Origin of the sequence: Shewanella sp. SP1S1-7 (assembly GCF_031932105.1) — a bacterium.
Classification (GTDB): domain Bacteria; phylum Pseudomonadota; class Gammaproteobacteria; order Enterobacterales; family Shewanellaceae; genus Shewanella; species Shewanella baltica.
Window position 1 is genome coordinate 16,749 of record NZ_JAUOEU010000012.1, and the last position, 23,363, is coordinate 40,111.

Here is a 23,363-nt window from a genome sequence, read left to right on the forward strand (position 1 = left end):
CCTATGGGCGCTGGGATTCGATAAAGCTAGCTAAGCTGGCAACACTGTGGAAATGGGCCTTAGTGGCATCCGAGTTCGCTTCGATTTTAACATCAAATTTTTTCTTGATGGCTAAGCCGAGTTCGAGGGCGTCGATAGAATCTAAGCCTAGACCTTCGCCAAAGAGCGGCGCATCGGTTTCAATATCATCAATACTGACGTCTTCAAGATCGAGGCAGTCGATGATTAACTGCTTTATTTCATTGTTTAAGTTCATAATTATTTTCGAGTTGTTGTTTATAGTAGTGTTCAAGATCCCGCGTCAGCTGCCGGGCCATTTTTGCATGCTCACCTAAAGACGCTTGGTACTTCTGGTAAGAAACTGTTGTGCCGATTTCAACGGCCATCCCCATGGTTTGCCTTGGGATCTCATACCAAGGTTGCTCCTTTGTCAAACCACGCACATTGGTACGCAGCACCACAGGTAAAATATCGGCTTCTGTCCTTAAGGCAATATTGGCGGCGCCGCGGGCAAAGTCGTTAATGGTCGCGCCGACAACCGTGCGTGTGCCCTCGGGGAAGATAATTAAATTGGTGCCCCTAGCGAGCACTTCACGGCAATCCTCTAGCATGAGTTCGGCGCCGCGATTGGGGATATAACCCGCGCAGGACACCACACCACGCAAAAATGGATTACGCCATAAACCTTGTTTCACTATGCAGCCCGCATTGGGCATGAGGCTTATCAACACCACCACATCCACTAAGCTGGGATGATTGGCGATAACGATAACGCCTTTTGCGTCGTGCAATTGTTGTGCTCTGTGGGTGCTAACGTGGATCACGCCCGCCCAAGTGAGCATGGCGACAAAGCCTTTGAACATTAGATGCACGGCCTTTTGGACTCGAATAATCCGTTCCTCAGGCGTGCCTGGCCAAAAACGCAGTAGCGGCAGAATGGTCAAGGAGCTTAATAAGCCGCCTAAGCCAAAGGCGATATAACAACTCACGCCACCGAGCCAACGTGGCACATAATTCAGCCCTGCGCGGCGAGTTTCCGGCGGGGTATAAGCGGCATTGTGCATTGAATCTTCATGGCTATTGGCAGCGTCATGGCTGTGGGTTGTATCAAACATGCTCTAGCTTCCAATGCCATTGGGATAAGCAGCCTGAAATATTTTGCGTTGTCGCTAGGGCGTGGGTAAAAGCGCCATAGGTCAAAGGGTTTAATGCTGTCGACTCACAGATGCGGCTGACTGTGAGCTTGACTGAAGCGGGGGCATCGAAGGGCGCGAGCTGTAAGCCTAGGGCCAAAGGTAATTCAAATTCTTGGGTAAACTCATCGTACACAGGTGGCACAGGATCATCACCGAACACTAACAGCAAGGGTTCTGGCGATTGGTGTAATTGGGCGAAGGCTTCAACCATAGCTTGTGACAGGGTTTCGGTACCTGCTGCAACTGAGGTCGATGGCGCGGTATTGGCTGCCACTATGCCAAAAATGCCACTAGCGGTATTGTGTACCGACTGACTAAAACCTAAGGGCGATAAGGGCTGTTTGGCGATAATGTCTTCGAGCAGTCCTATGGTGCGCTGTAACTCACCATGGCGCGAGGCAAAAATAGAGCGGCAGTTCGCCGGCATATCGCACTGAAAACTCACCTCTAACATCATCTTAGTTAAGCGACTAAAACGGCGGCGCTGCATGGCGGGAACGTGTTTGAGTGCGGGAGCTGTGCTATCAGACTGTGACGTACCGAGATTTAATTCAGCCGAATTCTTGCACCAAGTTTGCCAACTTTGCGGGTGCTGATATTGGGGAGACCAAGCGCCCCAGGAGAGAATGCTGAATGTTAGTTGCACTACTTTGCCTCGACACTAAATTTAAGCTGTCTTAGTTATCCCTAACTAAGTTAGAACATTGATGGATTGTCATACCATAGTGAGGTGTAAACGCGTTTGATGAATGACGCTGGAATGACCTCTACAGCGGGGTCATTCTACACTATGCCCAGCGTTTTTATGAAGCCATTTGCATTGTATGGGTTAATGCAATGGGATCAAGTGCTGCGATTTTCGGCAGTTAGATCGAATTTGTGTAACAAATATCGCAATGGCATTCTCATTCGACAGGCTTTTTTATCCTAGCGATTTACGGTCAAAATGAAAAAGGCGCACCGAGCGCCTTTTGTCTTCACCACGGCAAAGTTTTACTGCGCCAGTTGGTTCTCGAGTTTGCGTAGGGCTACTTTTAGCTTGCGGGTATTTTCTGGCCCCATACGGATCAGCAGTTTTTGCGCGCTGGGTAGTGCCTCTAAGTTAGGGTCAACAAATTGATAGTTAACGCTAATAGAGCTCAGCTCAATCGGATCTTCAATGATAGGCGCCGCGAGCAGTATTTTAATCGCTTGCAGCATTCTGTCGTTGAATTTAGCGTTGCTGTAGCCGAGTTCGGTAAAGGCTTCCTCTAGCATAGGCGTCATTTGCTTATAGGTGACCATTAACGTCTGTTCGTCCATTTTGGCAATCGAGTCAACATAGGCATCGTATCTGTGGAAACCCTCAGGATTTAAATACACTTTGTTGGTGATTTCAGAAACCGAGAAATGCTTCTCTGGGCCTTTGAGTGGACTCACTTTTCGGGTTAATTCGCCCTGAGCTAAGTTATCGACAAACACCACAAATTGGCGCGCGAGATCTTGCTGCACTAATGCAGAACCCAGCACATTGTTATCGATAATGGCGAGGGCTTTTTGTTGTACGAATGCATCACTTTCAGCCAGTGCAGGTACTGGTTCTGCAACCACTTCAGGCTCAGTTACCGCAGGGGCTTCTGTGCTGTTGGTGTTTGTTTCTGTAACGGCAGGCGTCGTCTCAGTGGTTTCTGGTTCTTGCGCACTTTCGAGCGTCATTGGCTCAGATGGCGGTGTTTCAGGCAATACAATTGGCGCGTTAGGGATGAGTTTAGGTGAATCTGAGTCACCGCTGTAGTAATAATATCCTCCGACAGAAAGCAGCACGACGAGCACGATCGCAAAAAGCGCAAAGCGATTACTGCTAGAAGAAGTCTCTTGAGGTGTTATTCTATCATCTTGATTAACTTGCATTTTACATCCTTCGCTTGAGTTTCAAGGTAACGTGGTGAATACATGCAGCTAACATTAAAAGTGCAAGAGCGGACGATTGGGATGCCGCTGGTTCATTTTGCAAGTTTCCATGCGCTTGTCTATAGCGCTTAGCTGAACATAAACAATTTATTTTGAGTATCGAGGCAGATGTCACTCCTCGGCCTTTCCCCTTTACAGCCTAAGCCTGCACATAGTGCTGCTTGTGCCCCAGCCAACGTAAGATAATCGCATCGACTTTTTCGGGGGCCTGCGCCATCACGTGATTTGCCAGTTTTTGAATGTGTGGGATCAAAGCTTGATCGCGCACCAGATCGGCAATTTTCAGCTCGGCCAGTCCCGTTTGCTTAGTGCCAAGCACTTCACCTGGGCCACGAATTTCTAAATCTTTCTGCGCTATGATGAAACCGTCATTACTTTGTCTGAGTACACTCAGTCTTTGGGTGGCGGTATGGCTCAATGGCGCCTTGTAGAGTAACACACAATGGCTTGCAATGGCGCCTCGACCGACTCGTCCGCGCAGTTGGTGTAGTTGTGCCAAACCTAAACGTTCAGGATTTTCGATGATCATCAGGCTGGAATTAGGCACATCGACGCCGACTTCAATCACGGTTGTCGCCACCAGTAAATGAATTATGCCCGCCTTAAAATCGGCCATAATTTGCTGTTTTTCGGCACTCTTCAACCTGCCATGCACGAGGCCGATATTGAGCTCGGGCAGGGCGAGGCGCAGTTCTTCGGCCGTGTCTTCGGCGGCTTGGCATTCGAGCACTTCGGATTCTTCAATCAGAGTGCACACCCAATAGGCCTGACGTTTATCTGTGATGACGGCGTTACGCACCCGTTCAAGCACTTCGTTGCGGCGAGAATCGGCAATCGCCACTGTGGTCACGGGTGTCCGTCCCGGCGGCAGTTCATCGATAATGGATGTGTCGAGGTCCGCATAGGCTGTCATCGCTAGCGTGCGCGGGATCGGCGTTGCCGTCATGATTAATTGATGCGGGTGGAACCCTTGGCTCACGCCTTTTTCACGTAGACCTAAGCGTTGGTGTACGCCGAATCTGTGCTGCTCATCTATGATAATTAACGCAAGTTTGTTAAAGACCACATGCTGCTGGAAGATAGCATGGGTACCAATCACCATCTGGGCGGCGCCGGATTCTATGTCCGCAAGGGATTGCGCTCTGACCTTGCCTTTGAGTTTACCCGCCAGCCAACCGACCTTAAGCCCGAGTGGCTCAAACCAAGCGGCAAAGTTAGTCGCATGCTGCTCGGCCAATAGCTCGGTTGGCGCCATCATGGCAACTTGATAACCGTTTTCAATCGCTTGCAGGGCTGCCATCGCTGCGACTAAGGTTTTACCTGAACCTACATCCCCTTGCACTAAGCGCATCATAGGGTGCGGTTTTTCTAAATCTTTGCCTATATCGGCCACCACTCTTTGCTGGGCGCCCGTGGGCTTAAAGGGCAAAGCGGCGAGGAAAGGATTGAGCAACTGTCCTGTGGCCTGCATGGCAACCGCTGCGTCTAAATTACTGCGCTGTCTTAGGCGTAACATGCTGAGATTGTGGGCGAGTAATTCTTCCTGTACGAGTCGCTGCTGTGCTGGGTGTTGGCCTAACTCTAGATCGAACTGAGAGATCCCCGCAGGCGGTCGGTGCAGCGTTTGCAGCGCTTGTTTAAGGCTGATGTTGTTTGGTTGCAACTGCGGTGGCAGCAGCTCAGTTAAGCCGCCATCTTCCAGCAATACCAAAGCTTGCTCGGTCAGCTTGAGCCAACTCGCCTGTTTTAAGCCCTCAGTTGTGGGATAAATCGGCGTTAGGGTATCGCTTAGGTGAACATCTTCACCGGGATACACGACTTTATATTCTGGATGCACTATCTCAGCTTGATGGCCGCCACGGCGCACTTCACCGTAGGCGCGGATCATTAAACCATTTTGCATGGCATTACGCTGGGCGACAGAAAAGTTGAAAAAGCGCAGGCTCAAGCTGCCCGTATCGTCGCGCACATTGCAGACCAGCATGCGCTTGCGGCCTTGGATGATTTGCGTCGATTGGATTTCAGCCTCTATGGTGCCGTAACTGCCGGGCATAAGGGCGGCAATCGGATAGATTTGGGTTCTGTCTTCGTAGCGCAGGGGTAAGTGAAACAGCAGATCTTGTACTGTTGTGATGCCGAGCTTTGCGAGTTTCTCCGCGACCTTTTTGGCGACGCCTTTGAGGTCGGTGATCGGAACAAGATCCAATTGCTGCAAGTCGTTAGCACTCAATCACTGTGAATTTATACATATATTAACAGAGAATAAGCGTAAGGCAATCTCAAGCAGAATGAGGGACTTATTTGCCTGCATAATTAACGTCAGTTTGCGGCCCTTAGGTTTCGGCTAAGGCCGCAAAAATTGTCGATATGAACGAAAGAGTAGTTAACCGTGAGCGTGATTACAGCCAGCCCTTTTGTTTGGCGATGCGTGCTGCATCGATTCGGTTGCTAGCATTGAGTTTGGCTATGGCTTCGGAGAGGTAGTTGCGCACTGTGCCTTCGGCGATAAAGAGGGTTTCGGCGATGTCGGCGGTGGATTTGCCTTCACTGGCGAGGCGAAGAGCACGGCGCTCTTTATCGTTGAGTGGGTCGACGTCACCAATTGCCATCATGGCAAGTTCAGGATCGATCACCCGTTTACCCGCCATAACTTGTTGAATCGCGTTGACTAAGGTTTCCGAGGGCGCATCTTTTAGCAGAAACCCGCCGACACCGGCTTCGATAGCCCGTTTGATATAGCCCGCGCGGCCAAAGGTGGTAATGACTACGACCTTAGTTTGACTATGTTGATCCTTTAACCAAGTTGCCAGTTCTAGGCCTGTGCGGCCAGGCATTTCGATATCGGTTAGCAAGAGATCAAAGCTTTGCTGTTTGAGTAGGCCTAGGGCCTCGTCGCCGTCACTCGCTTGGGTGATATTAAAGCCTCCCGCAAGCGTGAGGAGTGCGGCGAGCGCGCCTCGCACCATGGCTTGGTCTTCCGCCAATAAAATCTTCATTAATCTGTTGCTCCCTGCAAAGGTAAACTGACGGTAAATGCATATCCCTGTTCGAGATTATAGCTCAAGCTGCCGCCTAAGCTGTCGAGACGTTCGCGTATGCCAGTGAGGCCATTGCCTTCGGCGATAGGTTTACTTGTGCCATTATCTTTGACTTCAAGGATTAGTCGTTCTGGCTGTTGAATAAAGTCGATAATACATTGACTTGCGCCGCTATGGCGTAAAATATTATTCACCAGTTCAGTGACAATTAACCCTAGCTGACTCTCCATTCTGGCGGGTAATTTGGGGATACTGCCTGTTAGCTCGACACTGATCCCTTTTTCCCTCAATAGTTTACACAGTTGTGTCACGCTATCCGCGAGTCCTTTATGTTTGTAATCCGATACAGTATGGCGAATTTGGCTGAGGCTCTCGCGGGCGATTTGACCGAGTTCATTAAGCTGGATAGTGGCTAGTTGGTATTCTTGTTTTTCCAGCAGTTTTTCGGCCAGTTCCGCCTTAAGCGCAATCGAAGATAAGCTGTGGCCCATAATGTCGTGTAGATCGCGCGCGATACGCTCACGCTCAAGCATAGTGGCCAAGGTGGTAATTTCTTGGGCACTTTGCTGTTCTTTTAATTTATGCCGATAACGTCTGCGTTCGGCGACACCAAACATACCCACGCCGAGCACTAACCCCGAGCCGTAAAGCGGAAAGTAGTAACTGTTAAAGTGGTAAATCTCATTGAGGGCAAACAGTAGTCCGATGATGGCAGCAAGCGCCAATAGACAGGTCCTTAGAGGGTAAAAAAAGCCAATGAAAAAAGCCGCAAAGGTGAATAGTGAGATAGATCCTGGGTTGATTGGGGTGATCGCTATTGCTATCGCCACCATAATCAGAATGGGCCGATAGGCGCTACGGTTATTGCACTTATAGGTCCAAAAATAGCTGGCAATAAAAGGGATTAACACAGCAAAACTGAGGGCGATTTTCCAGCTTGGATAGGGATTTATGGCTAGAGGGATAAGATAAAACACTAAGTTTATCAAATACACCCAAGCAAGTTTTCGTTCGAGCTGAAGGGGAGTGCTCATCATGATGCCTCTGTGAAACTGTGTTGATTGTTCATAGTTGCCCCTTGAATGCTAAAGGAGGCATCTGCCTTGATTTATTCTGTTTAGGGGTTGGCGCTGGGGTCAGCGCCATCAGTCCCTGTTAACAATGGGATCTAGTTTGCACTTAATTGCTGATTTTGTTGAAGCAAAAATTTTGCCCAACCGTAATCTGCTTGCACTTTGATGGCTTGATGCCAATCTTCAATCGCGCCTTGGGTATCGCCTAATTCCTGTTTAGCGAGTCCGCGCCAGGTATAAGCTTCGGCTTCGCCCCAACAAATGTCGTCGCAAGGTTGGGCGAATCTTTCTATGGCGGTAGTGGCGAGCGTCTTAGCATTTTGCATGCTGCCGCCAAACATAGCTGGGGTGTTATAGGCGGCGATGGCTTTCACCAATGCGACCCGCGGATTGTGAGGTGCTAATTGTTCGGCGTTGGCAATGGCATTGGCTGATTTCATCCCGAGCGTTGCGCCTTTGCTATTGTCTAAAGCGATTTGCATGCCATAAACCGACGATAACAGCGCTAGGGATTCGGCGTCAGCTTGGCTGGTTTCTAAGGCTTCCAGAGCCGTTTGCGCATTGGTCAGAGCACTACTGGCGAGGGCTTTTTGCCCCATGACATTGGCGCTGATGGCTAAGCGATAGTTCGCATAGGCTTTGTCGTAATCTTGGGTGCTGGCACTCAGTTGTTGCAGCTGCGCTAGGTTCATCGAGTTTGAGGCTGCATCTATGTTAGTGATGTTAGCGTTAGAGGGCGACGCTGCAAACGCGTGGCTGCTGATAAGCGCTAAGCTTGAGACGAGTAGAAATGTTTTCATGGTATTTCCTTATTGAGTGAGTTTCCCAGTGCTTGGGTACGGACTCATTATCAGAAATTCGTTAGGAGAAATGCAGACACAAAGGTCATGGCTTTCGCATGACAAATGTCATTAGTTGAAGGGTGTTAAACTTGTCTTTTTTAAAAAGTGCGAAACTCAGATAGCAAAACACCGGAGAGGCTCCGGTGTTTTAAGTGGGGATTACCGCTGAGTGTTATACCAAAGCTTGAGCGCTCGCTTGGTTGATCAGGTAACCCATATAGCCTAAATAGCTCAGTAGTAGTACAGAGCCTTCGCGGCGGCCGATGCGCAATCCCGTCCATGCAAAAGGCAGAATCACAACGGCTAAGGCTAGCATCACCATAAAGTCGAAGGGTTGGAAGCCGAGTGATGACACTGGATGCACTATGGCAGTAACGCCTAAAATGCCCAAAATATTGAACAGGTTAGAACCAACAACGTTGCCGATAGCGATATCGCTTTGGCCTTTTAATGCCGCAATCACTGAGGTCACTAACTCTGGCATACTGGTACCTATCGCCACGATCGTTAAGCCGATAATGACTTCGCTCACGCCGAAGGTTTTCGCTAAATCTACCGCGCCGTTCACAAACAGAATACCGCCGCCAACTAACATGCTAATGCCGACTAGGATGAACAGGCCAGAAAGCAGTGGGTTATTGGGACCCGCTTCAATCTCTTCTTCATTCTTGCTGTTTTTCGAGCTGATATAGCTAAAGGTTAAATATCCGAACAGTAGAGACAGCAGTACCACACCGTCAATAAGGCTGAGTTCGCCGTCTAACAAGAGTCCCCAGAACAGCATAGAAGCCAAGATCATCAAAGGGATATCGCGCTTCACCACTTGGGATTGCACTTGGATAGGGCGGATTAGTGCCGTGATCGCTAGGATTAAACCTATGTTGGCAATGTTAGAGCCGATAACGTTTCCTAAGGCGATACCACTGTTTCCGGCGAGGGCAGATTTGACACTCACGGCCAGTTCTGGTGCGCTAGTACCAAAGGCAACAATAGTTAAGCCTATGATAAGTGGCGTAATACCTAAGCGTAGGGCGATAGAACTCGCGCCACGGACTAGGGCTTCGGCGCCTAAGGTTAAAATAATAAAACCGCCAATAATCGAGAGTGTAATGAGCATCACGGGACTTTGTTAAACCTATATTGAATGGGAAAGTACAAGGGAATCATCCCTTAGCCGACAGACGCATATGATACGTGGTTTTATCGAAATTTGACAGAATATGTCATAAAAAAGCACGCCGAGGCGTGCTAGATTTGAGCCGATAACCACATTGGCTATCTCTATGTTTTGCCGAGTTATTTCTGCGTTAACTCATCTTCCCAGCGAACTTGAGCGCCACGAATACCATCAACGCGTTCGCTAAACGCTTTTTCAAGCACATGGCGTTTGATCTTCAGCGTCGGCGTTAGCACATCGTTTTCAATCGTCCAAGGATCGCTAACCACGATAATCGCATCCACATGTTCATGTGACTCTAAGTGCGGATTCACGCTATCGAGTGTCGCCTTGAGTGAAGCGCGGACTTCTTCGCGGGCCTGCAAACTAGCGCCTTCGGATAATTGCACTAATGCGATCGGATGCGGCAGGCCAGAGCCAATCACGCAGATCAGTTCAACATGCGGGTCCTGCGCCAATTTACGTTCAATCGGCACGGGCGCGACATATTTACCTTTGGCGGTTTTGAAGTTGTCCTTCACTCGGCCGGTAATCGTCACGCAACCATCGGCATCGATGGAGCACAAATCGCCAGTGTGGAAGAAACCATCGGCGTCGAAGGCTGCAGCAGTGGCTTCGGGCTGTAGATAATAAGCCGTCATCAACCCTGGACTCTTAAGCAGTAGCTCACCATCTTCGCCTTGGCGGATCTGACAATCCTCAACCGGGCGACCCACAGTGCCAATTTTACGGGCATCGAAGGGGTAGTTGATAATCGAGTAGGCGCAGTTTTCTGTCATGCCCCAAGCTTCACAGATATTCAGACCAATGCTGTGATACCAGTGGATCAGCGACGGCGGGATCGGCGCAGAGCCAGAGCCGAGTAAACGACAATGGTTCAAACCTAAGCCTTTATGGATTTTGTGTTTTACTAAGCTGCTGATTAACGGGATCTTCAGCAATAGATTCAGTTTACTAACACCAATTTTGTCTATGATGTTTTTCTGGAACAGGCTCCACAAACGCGGAACTGAGAAGAATACCGTCGGTTTTGCCCTTTGCACGTCGGCGACGAAGGAGTCGAGACTCTCGACGAAGGCGACCACGCTGCCGGAATAGAAGGATGAACCTTCAATCGCGACGCGCTCTGTGATGTGCGCTAAAGGCAAATAGGATAACAGTCTGTCATTGCCGTCGGTGCGTAAATCACGCACTACCGCTTGGCAAGTCCAGCCATAGCTAGCGAAGGTTTGAATCGCGCCCTTAGGTTGACCCGTTGAGCCAGAGGTATAGATAAGTGTCATCACTTGATCAAGCGTCGGTAGCGGGGCATCAACTAGGGGATAACCTAGTTTAAGTAATTGTTCCCATTGATATTGGGCTGGCATTGTATCGTAGGGCATAGCAAGACGTAGCAGCTCGCCGCCGACACCGGCTTCTTGGTCGGCCCAATGGTCGAGCTTGCCGAGGAAAATGGCTTTTGCACCGCTGTGTTGCAGCACATAGCGAATGGTATCTGTGTTGGCCGTTGGGTAAATCGGCACGCTGACATAGCCGCCGTGCATTAACGCAAGGTCGGTGATAAACCATTCGGCGCAGTTTTTAGAGAGTACGGCAATCTTATCACCGCGCTCTAGGCCTAGATGCTGTAAGGCTCCGGCCAGTTGTTGCACTTTTTCTTGAACTTCGGCCCAAGTAAAATCAAGGAATTGACCCTTGATAGGTTGGCGTAAATAGACTTGATCCCCCTGAGTCTTAGCCCAGTGCGCCAGCATTTCAATTGGCGTCTTAATCGCTGTATCCATTGGCAATTCCCTGTTCTTTATTGTTATTTTGCTGCACCCAGTATGGCGAGTTTTGTGAGCCCGCGCAAATAGTTTACAGGATTGTAAAATATGAGAATGGAGCCCAAAGCCTACAAGTTGAGTATGAAAATAAGATGAAGAGAATGGCAAGCGTCAGAGAGGCTGGTGGCGGCAACAAAAAAGGCGCCGCAGTGCCTTTTTGTTGGTTGAAGGGGAATGCCAGAGCTTACAGCTCCATCACGCCATCCATTTCAACTTGAGAATCCTTCGGCAATTGCTTCACGCCGATAGCTGCACGGGCAGGGTATGGCTGGCTGAAGTAACGGCTCATGATTTCATTCACTTTTGCAAAGTGGCTTAAATCAATCAGGAAGATGTTGAGCTTAACGATATCGTTGATTGAACCACCCGCAGCAGTACAAACTGCCGTTAGGTTTTCAAATACTTGCACTACTTGCGCTTCAAAATCATCGCTGACAATTTGCATTGTGCTTGGCACAAGCGGAATTTGGCCGGATAAATATACTGTGCTGCCGACTTTGACGGCCTGTGAATAAGTGCCGATGGCCGCAGGGGCGTTTTCGGTCGCTATGATGATTTTTTCTGCCATGACGCTCTCTCTAATGTTGAGTTAATTAACGATTACGGGACGTACGCAGCACTTCGGGCAGTACCCTAATTCGGCGCATCACGTTGGCTAAATGGATCCTGTCTTTCACCGAAATCCGCAGGTTGATCAAATACACGCGGCCATCTCGTTCCTCTGTACTGAGGTTGTGAATGTTCGAGCCTTCGGCGGCAATGATCGAGGTGATCTTCGCCAGTGCGCCTTGGTGGTTAACGATTTCGACCCGCAGGTTGGCTTGGTAATCAACGCCTTCGACATTATCCCATTGCACAGGAATATACTTGTCAGGCTCGCCTTGATAACCACGAATGTTGGCGCAGTTTTCCATGTGTACCACTAAGCCCTTACCTTGGCTCACGTGGGCAATTACCGCATCACCAGGGATTGGGCGGCAACAGTTCGCGAAGGTAACGAGCATGCCTTCAGCGCCACGAATTGGCATCATGTGGCCGTCGCGGCTTTCTTGATTCTCAAGATTATCGCCAATCAAACGCTGGGCGATAACTATGCTCATGGCATTGCCAAGGCCGATGTCGGCGAGCAGTGAATCGAGCGTGGTGTGTTTAGTATCGCGAATGACTTTTTCAATTTGCTCAGGCGGAATGCTGTCGAGCTTAGTCTTGCCGAGCGCATGGTTGAGCAAGCGGCGACCGAGCGCAATCGCGTCATCACCCTTAAGGCTTTTCAGCACTTGGCGGATTTTGGCGCGGGCCTTACCTGTTACCACAAAGTTCAGCCAAGCGGCATTCGGACGGGCGCCTTTGGCGGTAATGATTTCAACAGTTTGGCCTGAAATTAACGGCTGGCTGAGCGGATACGCTTGGCGGTTAACGCGGGCACCGACGCAGGTATTACCCACATCTGTATGCACTTCGTAGGCAAAGTCTACCGCGGTGGCATTCACGGGTAATTCCAGAATGCGACCTTCAGGGGTGAACACATAAATCTCTTCTGGGAAGAGTTCCGTCTTCACGTTTTCAACGAATTCGAATGAGGTGCTGGCGCTTTGTTGTAATTCCAACAAGCTTTGCATCCACTTACGGGCACGCACTTGAGTCGTCGTGCCTTGGCCTGTTTGCGCACCGCCTTTGTAGGCCCAGTGTGCAGCAACCCCTTTGTCGGCCATCTGGTCCATATCTTCGGTACGAATTTGGATCTCAACGGGCACGCCGTGTGGACCAAACAAAGAGGTATGAAGTGACTGATAGCCGTTGGCTTTAGGGATAGCAATATAATCTTTGAAACGACCGGGGCGAGGTTTATACAGTCCGTGCATGGCGCCGAGTACGCGATAACAAGTGTCGATGGAATCGACTATCACCCTAAAGGCGTAGATATCCATCACTTCTTGGAATTGCAGCTCTTTACTCTGCATCTTGTTATAGATGGAGTAGAGATTTTTCTCGCGGCCTTTAACTTTTCCTGGAATACCCGCATCGTTTAAGCGCGTATACACAGCGGCTTCAATGCCTTGGATCAATTCTTTACGATTGCCACGGGCAGCTTTAACGACTTCTTTAAGCACCCGATATCGCATGGGGTAATACGCTTGGAAACCTAAGTCTTCTAACTCTGTCTTGATGTTATGGATACCGAGACGGTTAGCGATGGGCGCGTAGATTTCTAAGGTTTCACGGGCGATACGGCGACGTTTGTCGGGACGCAGGGCGCCTAAGGTACGCATATTGTGGGTTCTATCGGCAAGCTTGATGAGGATAACGCGGATATCCTGCGTCATCGCCATCATCATTTTACGGAAGTTTTCAGCCTGAGCTTCTTTCTTGTCGCGAAATTTTAGCTTATCGAGTTTTGACACGCCTTCGACGAGCTCGGCCACCGCGACACCGAATAGTTCGGCTAAATCGTCTTTGGTGACATGAGTATCTTCGATAGTGTCGTGTAGCAGTGCTGCCATCAGCGTCTCATGATCAAGACGCATGTCAGCAAGGATGCGGGCAACCGCAACCGGATGAGTAATATAAGGTTCGCCACTCGTGCGCATTTGCCCTTCGTGGGCATCGCGCGCAATCTGGTACGCCTGCTTGAGCAATTCTACCTGTTCGGGTTCTAAGTAACCGGAAGCAGATTCCTTTAGACCTTCAAACAGATACAAGTGGCAGCTCTCCTTTTACCTAAACAGGTGTTTACTCAACAACTCTTATAATGAACGGCCTTCAGCAATGGCTGAAACTGCTGCAATTTCAGCTGCTTCACGTTCACGTACCGTTTGACGCTCATCGGCATCTAAGGTGTGAGCGTTAACTAAACCTAGTTCGATTTCACGCAGGGCGATAACCGTTGGTTTGTCGTTCATCTCTTCAACCATAGGGTCTTTACCCTGCACGGCGATTTGGCGAGCACGACGCGCCGCAACCAAGATCATATCAAAACGGTTGCCGATTTGTTCTACGGCGTCTTCTACAGTTACGCGAGCCATGTGTTGAAACTCCAGTTTATCTAGGGAAAAAATGACGCAAAATTGTACACTATGACAGCTATCCTGCCAACAGATCGTGAAGCATATCATTTTGCGCGTGGATCTGACTAGCACCTGTTAAGCGCTGACTGCGAATGATGGCACGCAAATCGGCTAAGGCAGTGTCAAAATCGTCATTGACGATAATAAAATCATATTCTTTATAGTGCGACATTTCAGAAACCGCCTGTGCCATACGGCTGGCGATCACATCGCTACTGTCTTGGCCACGGCCAGTGAGGCGACGTTCTAGCTCGGCTTTCGAGGGTGGCAGAATAAACACACCAACGGCATCTGGCATCACGGCTTTCACTTGCTCGGCACCTTGCCAGTCGATATCGAGGAAAACATCGATACCTTGGGTGAGCGTATGTTCAATCACATGGCGCGAGGTACCGTAGTAATTGCCGAACACTTCTGCCCATTCAAAAAAGGCATTTTCAGCAATTAACGCTTTGAATTGTTCAACATTAACGAAGTGATAGTGTTGACCATCGACTTCACCTGGGCGTGGCGCGCGGGTGGTATGTGATACCGAAACTTGCATGTCAGCGGGCTTGTCTTTAAGCAAGGCCGAGATCAGCGAGGATTTACCTGCGCCACTTGGCGCCGACACAATAAATAAATTTCCGCGTGCGGTCATGAGCTAAATATCCAATTGGTTAACGCAAGAAGGGCTCAGAAAGCCGAGCATTATACCGATTTTGACCGTAGAAATACTAGGGCTTGTAGGCCAGCAATTTAAGCCTATTTTAGATTTACTTCGATATTATGCGCATTTTTATCCGACTAGGGTCGTAGGCACTGACAATTGCGGGTAAATTGGTTACGCTCGTGCGAATAAGGCAATGAGTGTCTTTTTGTATCTCGTTTTTACAACAATAAAGGAAGGGTCGTGCTGTTAAAATCTCTTTTCTGCCTTCACGGGCGTGATTCTCGTCCCCGCTTTGTCGCAATCAGTGTTGGCGTTTACGTCTGTATTGCACTTGCCGCCGCTGCTTTTGGGGCTAATTTCCTGATGTATTTACTGGCATTGTTGGGCTTACCTTTATTAGGGCTCGCCAGTTTGCGTCGTTTGGCCGATGCCAATAAGTCAAAAGGCTTGATTGGCGTATTCCTATTACCATTATTTATTTTCATCGGGCTGTTAACGGCCGATGTGCATATTGCCTTGATCGGCTTGAGTTTAGTGTTAGCCGCTGGACTGACGTTTTGGGGCTGGCGTTTACCGGCACCAACCATAGTCGATTATCGCTACGGTTATTTTGGCCCTGAGCTGGATGCGCCCACATCACAAGCTATGCCTAGGCGCCGTGTGGAGCCGACGATCGTTCCAAAGGCGGCGGCTAAAGAGATAGAAACTCAAGATGTTGCCGCAAGACAGGCAGCTAAATCGACCGCCCATGTTCAAGCGCAGCCTCAAGTTGAACGACATGAGCCGCATGTTGAGCAGTCGCATGCACAGGCCATTAGCGCCGCAACGGCCTCTGAGCCTGAGGTGGATTTATCTGCCCATGTTGAACCCATTGCCCCTGAACCAATAGTCGCTAAATCAACAGTTGCAGAACCTATTGTCGCCTCGACTATGAGCGCGGCGGATGCCGAGCTTGAGGCCCAGCGCCAAGATGAACTGCGTTTTGATGCCCTAACTCGGATGACGCAAAATCCTGCCGATTTTGTGGTGCCCGACAGTCATGCGGATTTTCGCCCCGCTAACGCCAGTCGTATTGAACAGACCAACATTGATTTAGTCGACGTTGATGTCGCCAATGTAGATTTAAAACATGTCGACTTTAACGCGGCCCAATTAGATCCTGCCGAACGTAGTACAGAACCCGGTTGGCGTTTTGCCGCCGAAGAAGATGACGAACTAGATAGCTTTAACGATCGAGATCATGCCGAAGAAGTACGTCAACGCCGCGCCGAAGCGAAAGATTCTGGCTCGATGACCGAGCTGTTTCGCGGTTTGTTCGAGTTTTTAGCGCCGCTAAAGCGGTTCTTCGTACTACCTAAGATTAAGCTGCCTAAACTGGAACGCCGTTATTGGCGTCCTGCGGGGATAGGTTGTGGTGTTGTGGTCGTGCTCGCCTTAATGTGGGGCCTTTGGCCAAATGGCGATGCTGAGACGGGCGACGGCGCAGAAGTGGTAACGGTTAACGCGATTGCGCCCTATGCGGGTGAGCGGGTGACGCTCGCGTTACCTGACGGTTTTTCTGTAGCGCTTGAGGATGACATCTTGATCATGCGTTGGCTCGGTGAGAAAGGTAAAGCGCAAAATCTGTGGTCCTTAGCGACGGCAAAGGGCGATAAAACCTGTAGCCTGTTGTCCTTTAACAATGGCACTGACTATCGCCCTGTGACTGTGGACTTGAAAGCCGACTCAGCTACCGAGGCGCGATTCACCCCACTCGACACCCAAGCCATCATAGTGGACCTTGCGCGCCGTGGCAGTATCAGCCTGTGTGGTTATAAGTTCAGCCTTAAGGGCAGCCAAGCGATATTGGAACAGAATCGCACTTTTGGTGATTACATAGCGCGTTGATTTAGACTGCAAGTTAGGTCGCAGCTTAGGCCTGCAACTTAAGTCGATAAAATTTCTGCTTAAATGCTAGTCACAATTAGAGGGGTAGATTACACTTTTGCTCCTCTTTTTCTCAAACCGCGTTTTAAATGCGTTATGCCTTGGTATTGGACGCGGCGGTTTGGGGAAACATCTTTAAATTTGAACTGAATATATCAATCCAGCATGAATACAGAATTGACCTTAGTCATTATGGCTGCAGGGCTAGGTAGTCGTTTCGGCGGCGATAAGCAATTGGCAGCGCTCGGTCCCGCTGGCGAACCCATGTTGGTGTTATCGATCATGTCGGCCATTCGCAGTGGCTTTCAGCGTGCTGTGCTGGTGATCCGCCCTGAGTTAGAAACTGAGTTAACTGAGATACTGACACGGTTTTTGCCCGCCGATTTTGCCTATCATTTTTGCTATCAAGCCTTAACGGATTTACCCGAAGCGGCGCAGCTGGTTGATCTCAGCCACAGGCTTAAACCTTGGGGCACGGCCCATGCACTGTGGAGTGCGCGCCATCTCGTTAAAGGACCAATGGCCGTTATCAATGCCGATGATTTTTATGGTGATAGCGCTTTTGCCTCTTTAGCCAAAGGCTTAAGCAGGAGACCGACAGAGTGGATGATGGTGGCTTATCCCATAGAACTCACATTGTCGGAGCACGGCGGTGTTAACCGGGGTCTGTGTCAGGTTGAAAATGGTCAGCTTAAATCGGTTGCCGAATGGCTCAATATCGCCGATCAAGCTGGTCAATTGGTGGGTGATGGCCCACAGGGACATGCGAGTTTGCCGCCCGAGTCCCTGGTCTCTATGACTTGCTGGGGCTTCTCCCCAAGCATATTTGATGTTATTAAACGTGAATTAACCGAATTTATCGGGCAACAAGGTCAACAACCTAAGTCTGAATGTTACTTACCCGCCATAGTACAAGCGGGCATTGAGCAAGGTTTGCCTGTCTATGTCGATGTTGCCTGTGAGCCCTGGCTCGGCGTGACTTATCCGCAGGACACTGTCTGGGTAAAACAAAAATTAACGGAGTTATTGAGTGATTAAACTCATCAGGCAGTCAGTGTTGCCTCATTTTGGTATTGAAGCCGCCGAGGCAAAAATTTCTGCCCTCGGTAATGGCCACATCAATGACACCCTGTTGGTGCGCTGGCCAGCGGGCGAATTAGTATTGCAGCGAATTAATACTGAGGTATTTAAAACGCCCAACGCTTTGGTTAGCAATGCCGATAAAATTAGCCATCATTTATGCGCTAAATCGTTGCAGCAACAATACGGCCTGAAAGTCGTTAGCCCTTGTTTAACCCAAGAGGGTGAATTGGCTATCGATTTAGGCGAACAAGGATTTTGGCGCGCGATCAGTTACTTGCCCCATAGTCTCAGTATTGAAGTGGTTAAGTCGGAACAAGAAGCAGAGATGGCGGCTAAGGCCTTTGGTCACTTTGCTTCAGCCCTGAGTGACTTTGATGCAACTCAGCTCGAAGATGTGATCCCTCAATTTCACCATTTACCGGGACGCATGGCTTTGTTGCAACAGGCCGCCGAACTCGATAGCCAACACCGTTTAGATCTTTGCCGTCATTGGGTCGATTACGCGTTATCTCAGCAGGCATTGCTGGATGAACTCGCGGAAATATCGCCAAAGCTACCGCTGCGAATTTGTCATAACGACACTAAAATCAATAACATGCTTTTCGATAAACGCGACATGTCCAGTATGGCGATTATCGATTTAGATACCTGCATGAAAGGTCATCTGATGTATGACTTCGGCGACATGGTTCGCACTTTCTGCTCACCAGAGGAAGAAGACTCAACGGCCTTGGATAAAGTTCAAGTGCGCCAAGATATCTTCGCCGCGATTTGCCGTGGCTACTTGAGCGAGTTGGGTGATGTCTTAACGGGAGACGAAAAACGCAGTCTGTGGCTCGGTGCGCGGGTGATTTGTTTGATGATAGGCGTGCGTTTTTTAACGGATTATCTTAACGGTGATGTGTATTTCCACATCCACCGCGAAGGCCACAATCTGGACCGCGCCGCCAATCAGTTTACCTTATACCAAAGTTTGCTCGACCAAGAAACGGTACTTAAAGCTTATTTCTAAGTCAGGATATGGATCTTGGTGATTGCGCCAGTTTATCGATCCAATGCACTGATAAACAAAACGCCCAAGGCTTTGCTTTGGGCGTTTTGCTTTAATAGGATTGGTATAAGCCCTAGGCAGATGGCATTTCATCCGACATAATCGAGCAATATCCCTTAATATTATATGGATTTGTGCTTGGTATGGATTCATCTGTGGCGCAGCCGTTAGTCACTTGTTCACGGCGCAGCGAACGTAACTCTTGGTTAAGATGTACCCTGCGTCGCTCGCAGCAGGAGGCGGTTGCCTCGTCTATGATGACGGCGACCAGCGATAATTTCTTCAATGCCTACGCTATTTTTCTCGGTGCCAGCCTAGCGCAGATGGGCTTTGTCACGGGGTTACCTCAGCTTTTTGGCGCTATCTCCCAGCTTTTATCTGTCTGGCTCGCCAGCCATTTCTCCCGTCGAACTTTTATTGTCTTTTGCGCCGCCTTTCAGGCTTGTGTTGTGCTGGCGATGGGCGCGTTAGCCGCTTTCGGCCCTGAACATGCGGTGTGGATCTTTATCGCTTTAGCCGTTGGTTACCATGGCTTTATCAATCTAATTCAACCCCATTGGCGGGCGTGGATGGGTTCTATGGTTCCCGAACGGCGCCGAGGCACTTTCTTCGCCGCGCGCACTCGGCTCACTATGGGCGCATCTTTGAGTGTGTTCTTTATTGGCGGCGGCATACTTACCTTAACCGACTCGATGCAGATGGCGTGGCTGGGCTTTAGTCTGTTGTTTTCAATCGCGGCGATGGGGCGGTTTGTGTCGGCTTGGCTACTGCTGCAGATGCACGATCCCGAACCGCGTGAGCCCAAACAGCGCGGTGTATTTTTGCAAACCATAGGTCATTTTCGCGAGGCGTGGAAGGATAAAACTTTTCGTCAGTACAGTTTGTTTGTCGCCTGTATGCAAGGCATGGTTGCGATCTCGGCGCCATTTTTTGCCGTTTATATGTTGGAAGGCTTGAAGTTTACTTATCTCGAATTTGTGTTCGCCAGCGTGGCTTCGATAGCGACTCAATTTGTCACCCTGCGATTTTGGGGTCGCTTTAGCGATCAATTCGGCAATCGTTTAGTGATGATCATTACCAGTTGTATGATCCCAAGCTTGCCGCTGATGTGGCTATTCTCGGATAACTATCTGTATATCTTAGCTATCCAAGCTTTCTCTGGCTTGGCGTGGAGCGGCTTCACCTTAAGCACGGCAAATTACCTTTATGATATCCGCCCCTTTCGCAGTGACTTTGCTACCTACGCCGCTTTGCAAGCAGCCTTGAGTGCGGCCTGTGTATTTGTTGGCGCGATATTGGGCGGCACTATTGCCTCCCATGCGGCGGACTTTTTAGTCTGGTCGGGTTGGGATAGCGTGTTATCTAGCCCTATCTTCGTGGTGTTCTTAGTCTCGACCGTGCTGCGAGCCTTAGTGACACTCTGGTTTATTCCGCGCTCGGTCGAACCTAAAGTGCGCCCAAGGCCGCAGCTACTGCAACTTATCTTCCGTATCCGCGGCTTTAATGCCATTTCGGGCGTGAGCCTCGATTGGCTCACTGTGGTGAAACGCCGCAAGCAATAGAGGTGTGCAGCTAAAGTGTATAATCGAAAAACTTACGGCTTTGCGGGCCCGCGCTATTACTGTTCACCTTATTGGGATGTTTATATTCATGCCAAGCCGCAACGTGTGTGCCTGCGTTTAATTTAGGGAAATCCAGTCCATGCTCGCTGGTGTTGACTGGCAGTGGTTGAACGGCTGCCTTTTCCTGACTCGTTCCTTCCTGAGATATCTGGTTCGGTGCACTTTTTATTTGAGAGTCCGAGAGCGCCCTATCCGTCACTTGGCCTAAGGTTGGGCAATCCGTGGTTAACCCTAAAAATTGCAGCAAGCGACTCAAGCTCCCCGCATGGCTTATATCGAGCGTGATAAAATCTTCGCGGCCATGAAAGTAAGCGAACACTTCGTTTTGATGCCTTTGATAACAAGCAATAAGATGTGCCTCATCCGCGGGATCCGTCACTTTATCGATTGCAAACGTGTGCCGAAAACTGCGTTTCATAATCGGGTGGAATCGCCCCGATTTTGCTTCTAAATGCGGCAGCATTTTACCCAGCAGCATTTGCATTGAAGGCACCCACTTCGCCATATCACGCTCGAGGTAGACAAATTTGGCCTGCGGGAATAGACCATCAAGCTGCCGATAATCACTAAAACAGGGCACATCAGAAATCGCATCGGCCAACATAAACGCCTGTTTAGTAAAGGCCATGTGCGCCACTTTAAGCCCTTGCTCCAATAACGCCACACTCACACTCGTCGTACCCGTACGCGGTAGGCCTATGATAAAAACCTTCTGTTTTTCTACACTTGCCTGTTCACTACAGAGCGTATTCGAATTTTCAGGATTCATCTCATCTGGCGTGGCAATCTGTGAATGACCAGTGTGCTTTGCATTGCCAGTAAGTTGAACATGAGTAGTGATAGGTGAATTGTTGGCATTATCAGGCATAGATTGGGCTCAGAATGTGTGCAAGCGGTGCGGTGTAAGCAATGAGTTTTCACATCGGCGTTTCGCATTGGCGTGTCAAATCAGCGGCGACAGTATATCTCAGCACGAAGGCTATGTCGGTAGTATACCCAAACAACCTGAAGATGCAGGATTCAGCGGGAGTTTAACGCACTTTAGGCAAGGCGGTTATTTGCAGACCTAGCGGGCTAAGTTAAAAATAACCAATACCGCATAAAGTGCGTTACCCCGTGGTTAACATCAGCCGCCGGGACGGAGCGCCTAGGGCACTCCACTTCCGTGTTGCATCAATTCAAAAGGTGGCCGACATTCTGTCATTGATGCGCCTTGAATTTAATCACCCTAGACGCTCTGAAACTCGTATATTTAGGTAGCTTGGGTATATACATAAAAGTCACGAACAACGGCAATGCGCCACAGTATTGTATGGCCGCTGTACGATAAAAATGGATGACCACAAGGCTTAGAAACGAGATCCCAGATTACCAACAAGGCTCATTTCCCTGCATTGCATAGCCATGTTGGTATTGATGAGGCGATTATGAGCGCTATTCGACTCATAATGTGAGGCGAATATGTTTGTTAGTCGCCTCATTATGTGAGTAGAATAGACTTGTTATTTGACTCGTGGGGTAAGATATGTGGATTTGGCAGCAAGCTGATTGGCCTAAGTTTCATTGGAATACCAGCAGCATTGATGCCTTGCTGCGTCAGGTCTATTTCAATCAGGGCCAGCTGCTTGGCAAGCAAATGCTAAGTCACGACGACAGCCTGTTAACGTCAGACGCTGCACTCGACACTTTACTCGCTAATATTATCCATTCCAGTGCCATCGAAGGTGAAAAGCTCAATGCTGCTTCAGTGCGCTCATCCTTAGCTAAAAAACTCGGAGTGACTGAAGATAAACCGTATCCGACAACAGCGCAAACCGATGGTTTAGCTGACATTATGCTCGATGCCTTAAAAAATTTAGAGACTGAATTAACCCTCGAACGGATATTGGGCTGGCATCAGCAGTTATTTCCGCTGGGTTACACATTACTTAACCCTGTTATTGGTGGAACGCTGCGTGGCGATACACCTATGCAGGTTGTCTCTGGCCGCATTGATAAACCAACAGTGCATTTTGAGGCACCCTCTAGATCGGCATTGGATGCTGAACTCTCGCAGTTCATCGAATGGTTTAATGCTTCACGGCAAGCGCAGGTTTTAGATCCGCTTATCCGTGCGGCGATAACTCACCTTTGGTTTGTGACTCTGCATCCACTTGATGATGGTAATGGGCGTATCACGCGTTTATTGACTGATTTAGCTTTGGCACAAGCGGAGAAGCGCTCGATTCGTTTTTACGCTATGTCGGTCAGTATTCTTGCCCGTCGCCAAGCCTACTATGACATTTTAGAGTCCACTCAACGGGGCGATGTAGATATTACTCCTTGGTTAGTCTGGTTTTTTGAAACCCTCAATGACTGCTTACTCAATGCGATGGCAGATGTGAGCAGAACGCTGTCGAAAACTCAGTATTGGCAAAGTGTCGACCAATCTTTATTGAGTCAGGAGCAAGCTAAAGTGCTCAATCGGATGTTAGACGGCGATTTTGAACTAGGGATTAATAGTAGCCAGTACCAAAAAGTCGCGAAGGTGAGCCGCGCCACCGCCACCCGTCATCTTGCGCAAATGGTCGAACAGCGCTTTTTAGTAAAAGCCGACGCCGGCGGCCGAAGTACCAGATACTTATTGCCGAGTGGGAAATAGCGGCAAGTTTACCTTGGTGTTGGATGCTCAATTATCAATAGCCTAAAGCGCTTTTGAAAGTGTTGCTGCTGAGTCAGTCATAGGTAATTAGTTCCACTAAAGCCAAGCTGTATTAACACCCTATCGAAAAAGACAAAACCATTCTACAAATCGCAATTTGAATCAAATTGTTATGTGATATATTTGCTACAACTTTGATTGTTAGTCTTGGGGCATATCTG

General features: G+C 49.2%; 20 protein-coding genes. 5 read left to right on the forward strand and 15 right to left on the reverse strand.

The genetic code is table 11. From position 1 onward, the window contains the following. Window position 1: 1 nt before the first annotated feature. The 14 genes from Q4Q49_RS11215 to gmk form a co-directional block, all read right to left on the reverse strand. Window positions 2-256 (reverse strand): phosphopantetheine-binding protein, encoded by a 255-nt coding sequence (locus Q4Q49_RS11215; RefSeq protein ID WP_006079824.1) that lies wholly within the window; start codon window positions 254-256, stop codon window positions 2-4. Further along, the gene (locus Q4Q49_RS11220; protein WP_311999371.1) at window positions 240-1,115 is read right to left on the reverse strand and encodes a lysophospholipid acyltransferase family protein; all 876 of its coding nucleotides are present in this window, start codon (window positions 1,113-1,115) and stop codon (window positions 240-242) included. Before Q4Q49_RS11220 ends, Q4Q49_RS11215 begins: the two co-directional genes overlap by 17 nt. Continuing rightward, window positions 1,108-1,842 carry a beta-ketoacyl synthase chain length factor gene (locus Q4Q49_RS11225; protein WP_311999372.1) on the reverse strand — a complete coding sequence of 245 codons (735 nt, stop codon included), beginning with the start codon at window positions 1,840-1,842 and terminating at the stop codon, window positions 1,108-1,110. Before Q4Q49_RS11225 ends, Q4Q49_RS11220 begins: the two co-directional genes overlap by 8 nt. 347 nt (window positions 1,843-2,189) lie before the next feature. Beyond that, the gene (locus Q4Q49_RS11230) at window positions 2,190-3,086 is read right to left on the reverse strand and encodes a DUF3014 domain-containing protein (RefSeq protein ID WP_259521526.1); all 897 of its coding nucleotides are present in this window, start codon (window positions 3,084-3,086) and stop codon (window positions 2,190-2,192) included. A 199-nt stretch (window positions 3,087-3,285) separates the two neighbouring features. Next, entirely contained in the window at window positions 3,286-5,361 is a 2,076-nt protein-coding gene (gene recG, locus Q4Q49_RS11235; protein WP_311999420.1) for an ATP-dependent DNA helicase RecG, read from the reverse strand. 184 nt (window positions 5,362-5,545) lie between these two features. Then, window positions 5,546-6,142 (reverse strand): response regulator transcription factor, encoded by a 597-nt coding sequence (locus Q4Q49_RS11240; protein ID WP_311890471.1) that lies wholly within the window; start codon window positions 6,140-6,142, stop codon window positions 5,546-5,548. Then, window positions 6,142-7,221 (reverse strand): sensor histidine kinase, encoded by a 1,080-nt coding sequence (locus Q4Q49_RS11245; protein ID WP_311999373.1) that lies wholly within the window; start codon window positions 7,219-7,221, stop codon window positions 6,142-6,144. Before Q4Q49_RS11245 ends, Q4Q49_RS11240 begins: the two co-directional genes overlap by 1 nt. 131 nt (window positions 7,222-7,352) lie before the next feature. Continuing rightward, on the reverse strand, window positions 7,353-8,057 hold the full coding sequence (locus Q4Q49_RS11250; protein ID WP_311906441.1) for a hypothetical protein: 705 nt from the start codon (window positions 8,055-8,057) through the stop codon (window positions 7,353-7,355). Window positions 8,058-8,271: 214 nt separating this feature from the next. Next, complete coding sequence (locus Q4Q49_RS11255; protein ID WP_311999374.1) at window positions 8,272-9,216, reverse strand: calcium/sodium antiporter; 945 nt, start codon at window positions 9,214-9,216, stop codon at window positions 8,272-8,274. A gap of 179 nt (window positions 9,217-9,395) precedes the next feature. Next, window positions 9,396-11,060 carry an AMP-binding protein gene (locus tag Q4Q49_RS11260; RefSeq protein ID WP_311999375.1) on the reverse strand — a complete coding sequence of 555 codons (1,665 nt, stop codon included), beginning with the start codon at window positions 11,058-11,060 and terminating at the stop codon, window positions 9,396-9,398. Between the two features lie 226 nt (window positions 11,061-11,286). Further along, on the reverse strand, window positions 11,287-11,670 hold the full coding sequence (locus tag Q4Q49_RS11265; RefSeq protein WP_006079838.1) for a RidA family protein: 384 nt from the start codon (window positions 11,668-11,670) through the stop codon (window positions 11,287-11,289). A gap of 25 nt (window positions 11,671-11,695) precedes the next feature. After that, the gene (gene spoT, locus Q4Q49_RS11270) at window positions 11,696-13,801 is read right to left on the reverse strand and encodes a bifunctional GTP diphosphokinase/guanosine-3',5'-bis pyrophosphate 3'-pyrophosphohydrolase (RefSeq protein WP_006079840.1); all 2,106 of its coding nucleotides are present in this window, start codon (window positions 13,799-13,801) and stop codon (window positions 11,696-11,698) included. Window positions 13,802-13,846: 45 nt separating this feature from the next. Further along, window positions 13,847-14,125 (reverse strand): DNA-directed RNA polymerase subunit omega, encoded by a 279-nt coding sequence (gene rpoZ / locus Q4Q49_RS11275; RefSeq protein WP_006079841.1) that lies wholly within the window; start codon window positions 14,123-14,125, stop codon window positions 13,847-13,849. 58 nt (window positions 14,126-14,183) lie between these two features. Further along, window positions 14,184-14,807 carry a guanylate kinase gene (gmk, locus tag Q4Q49_RS11280; RefSeq protein ID WP_106648352.1) on the reverse strand — a complete coding sequence of 208 codons (624 nt, stop codon included), beginning with the start codon at window positions 14,805-14,807 and terminating at the stop codon, window positions 14,184-14,186. 252 nt (window positions 14,808-15,059) lie between these two features. Here gmk and Q4Q49_RS11285 point away from each other — a divergent pair, with 252 nt between their 5' ends. The 4 genes from Q4Q49_RS11285 (at window position 15,060) to Q4Q49_RS11300 (ending at window position 20,441) form a co-directional block, all read left to right on the forward strand. Then, a complete protein-coding gene (locus Q4Q49_RS11285; RefSeq protein WP_311999376.1) occupies window positions 15,060-16,706 on the forward strand; it encodes a hypothetical protein in 1,647 nt (548 codons plus the stop codon). 204 nt (window positions 16,707-16,910) lie between these two features. Next, window positions 16,911-17,783 (forward strand): NTP transferase domain-containing protein, encoded by an 873-nt coding sequence (locus tag Q4Q49_RS11290; RefSeq protein WP_311988269.1) that lies wholly within the window; start codon window positions 16,911-16,913, stop codon window positions 17,781-17,783. Continuing rightward, complete coding sequence (locus Q4Q49_RS11295) at window positions 17,776-18,840, forward strand: aminoglycoside phosphotransferase family protein (RefSeq protein WP_311999377.1); 1,065 nt, start codon at window positions 17,776-17,778, stop codon at window positions 18,838-18,840. Before Q4Q49_RS11290 ends, Q4Q49_RS11295 begins: the two co-directional genes overlap by 8 nt. A 182-nt stretch (window positions 18,841-19,022) precedes the next feature. Beyond that, window positions 19,023-20,441, forward strand: a complete 1,419-nt coding sequence (locus Q4Q49_RS11300; RefSeq protein WP_409373191.1) for an MFS transporter — start codon at window positions 19,023-19,025, stop codon at window positions 20,439-20,441. A gap of 10 nt (window positions 20,442-20,451) precedes the next feature. On the opposite strand, the gene Q4Q49_RS11305 is transcribed toward Q4Q49_RS11300, so the two are convergent. Beyond that, a complete protein-coding gene (locus tag Q4Q49_RS11305) occupies window positions 20,452-21,369 on the reverse strand; it encodes a sulfotransferase (protein ID WP_311999379.1) in 918 nt (305 codons plus the stop codon). Between the two features lie 657 nt (window positions 21,370-22,026). Between Q4Q49_RS11305 and Q4Q49_RS11310 the strand changes: the two genes are divergently transcribed. Then, window positions 22,027-23,142 (forward strand): Fic family protein, encoded by a 1,116-nt coding sequence (locus Q4Q49_RS11310; protein WP_071940430.1) that lies wholly within the window; start codon window positions 22,027-22,029, stop codon window positions 23,140-23,142. The last annotated feature ends 221 nt before the right edge of the window (window positions 23,143-23,363 follow it).